Genomic DNA, 3380 nt, shown 5'->3' with positions numbered 1-3380 from the left:
GGGCTGGGGGATTGAGGATTTTCAGTTATGACTTGTGACTTTTGATTTGGATCTGGCGAGCCTGATTTTTCCTTAATCTCTACTATTTTACCATCTTTATCCGTCACCACGTCCATAAAATCAGATACAATTGGTAGCCGTTCCTGATGTCTTTCCAAACTAGGACGACATGCTAATAACGCCTTAGTATAGGGATCTTCTGGATTAGAAAAAATCTGCAAGACATTTTTAGTTTCCCTAATTTCTCCTTGATACATCACCGCCACAGTATCAGCAATTTCAGCAATCACGCCTAAATCGTGACTGATAAAAATGAGTGACATATTGAGATTGTCTCGCAATGTCCTCAGCAAGTTGAGAATATCTGCCTGTACAGTCACATCAAGCGCTGTAGTCGGTTCATCAGCAATTAATATATCTGGTTCGCAGGAAATTGCCATCGCAATCATCACCCGTTGCAGTTGTCCTCCAGAAAGCTGATGAGGATAACGGCTGAGGAATGCCCGTTTTTGTTGATTAATATAGTCGTCGATTTCCTTTTGCTGCGGTTCGCCATCTGATTTTTTCCTAAATTCTTCTCGAAATTGCTCCCTAATTTTTTCATCAGTAGGAAGTAATTGCACTTGCTGAAGTCGTTCACTTGCTTTCCATATTGCTTGTTGAGTGGATAATTCTTGGTGTTGCAAAATCGCTTCTATTAGCTGAAAGCCAATGGTGTAAACAGGATTAAGAGAAGTCATTGGTTCCTGAAAAATCATCGCAATCTTTCCGCCCCGATAGGATGGCTTTTCCCTATCCTTAAGTGTGAGAAGATCGATAGTTTCGTCATCTGATTGTCCTGATTTGGATTTAAAGTAAATTTCCCCCGTTACTTTAGCAGAAGGAGGCATCAAACCCATCACAGCCAGTGAAGTAACCGACTTTCCCGAACCAGACTCACCCACAATGCCTAACGTTTGTCCGCGCTTAAGCTGGAAGCTAATGTTATTAACAGCTAAAACTCGCTTCTCGTCTGAGGTAAATTCTACACTTAGGTTGCGAACATCAAGTACAATATTAGTCATTGTTAGTGATTTATTGTTAATTGTTGGTTATTTATTGTAGAACAGGCAAGATGCCTGTTCTAGATCTGCGACTTTACGGTAGCATACGAAAACCCACCGGACATTGAATTACCAAAGCACCACTTACAGGTGGATTTGGCATAGCAGATAGGGATTTAGCAGGTACTTCACTTTCACAAATCCCGGTCACGATTTTCTGATTATCAATAGCAAATACTGCCCCAATATAGCTATTCAATCCCTCTTCTTTAGGTTGAGCAGTAATTGTTACTCTGTCAGTGCGATCGCGAACAGGTACAATCTGATACCGATATAACTCCGTTTCTAAGTTTGTCCCTATCCCCAATTCTTCAATATTAGTGGCAAATTTACCCTTTTCGAGATAATAGGCTTGTTGTGCTTGGTTTAATATAGTAATATACTGGATCGGAATCCCTCGATTAGCCTGGTTATTTTTAGATTCTAACTCAATTACCTCAATATTCTCCGGTACAGTTGTCGCAGCGGAAATATTATCGAAAATAGCAGTAGTGGAACTAAACTCCTGTGGTCGAGGTTTCCCCGGAGTCACCCCATTTAATTCTACTCGCAACTTACCTTCAGGAGTAAACTCAAAAATAGTGAAGGCGATATCACTAGAAGTAAGTGCCATATCGAGTTCCATGGGTTGCTTGGTGGCACTAATTTGGTAAGTAGCTTTGATGGCAATTGACGAGCCATCGTCTGTAGGTAAAATTAAAAATAATTGGTTATTGTGAGCAAAAATTAAGGTTAATACTTCCTTTGTTTTTGGATCTTGGCTTTGCCATTGCCCCAGTAATTGATTAGTAAATTTGTCAGTTTCAGAAGTTGGTTGAGTTTGTGGCAGAGTTAGTGGTATCCTGGATTGAGCATTGACTGGAGTGCCCAGCGCGATCGCAAATCCGAGCATTAGTCCGATGACGTTCTTGCATAGAATGTGAGGCATAGAAATTTCTCCTAACAACTATTTGGATTTTAGCCTTTCAACTAATCGAGTAAACTCCCGTAAACTTTCGTCATACTCTTCCTGTGCCACCCACATCACATCATTATGACCTGCATCATCCACCCAGAGATAGCGCTTCGGTGCCCTTGCAGCAGCAAAAAGTTTTTCCCCGTGGGAAAATGGGATAGTATCATCGGCTTTACCGTGGATGACCAAAACCGGACAATTCACCCGTTGAATCTTGTCGATATTGGGGAACTTGTCAAAAGGTAAAATTGGAAACGGTATAATTACCCGAAACGCGCTAGTAAAAGAACTTTCCATAATCAAGCCCCCAACAGCTTCCCGCGCAGCTAAATCCACCGCCGAACCCCCACCCACCGATCTACCATAAACAATTATTCGCTCCGATGGTATCCTTAGCGTTTGAGTCAAATAGTTGTAAGCTGTATCGATATCTCGATAAGCATTCCCTTCTGACGGCTTACCCTGACTGGTGCCATAACCGCGATAATCGTAGGCAAAGACACTAAAGCCAAGGCTGTACAGCTTCTGGAGTACTAGCCCGATATTGCCTAAGTCTTCGGCATTCCCGTGGCTGAAGAGAATGGTATATGTGGCTTTCGGATGCACTAAGTAAACAGCGGAAATTTGGATATCCTCACCACTGGTGAGCTTGAGAATTTCCCTGTTATCTTGATAACTGGCAGGAGGTGGTAAAAATATCTTACTGTCAGCGATCAAAAAAACGTATAAGCAGAAGAAAGTGTAAATGAACAGAATAGATCGCACGAGCCGTTTAATGCTAAATTCACCCAATAGCCATCGTCGGAGGGTTTCTCGATCCATAAATTTTACGCGATCGCGCTCCAAATAGATGTGGGAGCCAATCGTAACGTTTGCACAAAATTAAACGCTAAACTTGTACACTTATCTTTGCTCAATTGAGGATGTGAGATGGCTCTAGAATGTCCTGACGACTTAAAATATCTTGACACCCACGAGTATGTCCGGCTCGATGGCGAAATTGCTACCATTGGTATCAGCGGATTTGCCGTGGATCAACTAGGGGACCTTGTCTTTGTTGAACTCCCGGAAATTGGCGATGCCCTCATTAAAGGGGAGACTTTTGGCACTATTGAATCAGTCAAAGCCGTTGAGGAAATGTACGCTCCCATTTCTGGTACGGTAATCGAGCGTAATGATACCACAATCGAGTCCCCAGAACTAGTTGCTGACGATCCCTATGGAGAAGGATGGTTGGTGAAGGTACGGATTAATAATCCTGATGAATTAATCGATGCCCTATCCGCTGATGAGTATCGGGTACAGGTGGAAGGGGAATAGGT

The 3380-nt window shown here is 42.5% G+C and carries 4 protein-coding genes; 1 reads left to right on the top strand and 3 read right to left on the bottom strand.

Translation table 11 applies throughout. From position 1 onward, the window contains the following. The 3 genes from NJ959_RS27500 to NJ959_RS27490 form a co-directional block, all read right to left on the bottom strand. The coding region (locus NJ959_RS27500) for an ABC transporter ATP-binding protein (protein ID WP_254014948.1) at positions 1–1064 on the bottom strand (1064 nt) is incomplete at its 3' end. 73 nt (positions 1065–1137) lie between these two features. After that, on the bottom strand, positions 1138–2031 hold the full coding sequence (locus NJ959_RS27495; RefSeq protein ID WP_254014947.1) for a type IV pilin-like G/H family protein: 894 nt from the start codon (positions 2029–2031) through the stop codon (positions 1138–1140). An 18-nt stretch (positions 2032–2049) separates the two neighbouring features. Further along, on the bottom strand, positions 2050–2880 hold the full coding sequence (locus NJ959_RS27490) for an alpha/beta hydrolase (protein WP_254014946.1): 831 nt from the start codon (positions 2878–2880) through the stop codon (positions 2050–2052). 108 nt (positions 2881–2988) lie between these two features. On the opposite strand from NJ959_RS27490, the gene gcvH reads away from it, so the two are divergent. Next, positions 2989–3378, top strand: coding sequence for a glycine cleavage system protein GcvH (gene gcvH / locus NJ959_RS27485; RefSeq protein ID WP_254014945.1), 390 nt, complete (start codon positions 2989–2991; stop codon positions 3376–3378). Positions 3379–3380: the final 2 nt, after the last annotated feature.

This window comes from Limnofasciculus baicalensis BBK-W-15 (genome assembly GCF_024178385.1).
Lineage (GTDB): Bacteria > Cyanobacteriota > Cyanobacteriia > Cyanobacteriales > Coleofasciculaceae > Limnofasciculus > Limnofasciculus baicalensis.
Note: the sequence above shows the minus strand (reverse complement) of the source record. Positions and strands in the feature narration are given on the sequence as shown.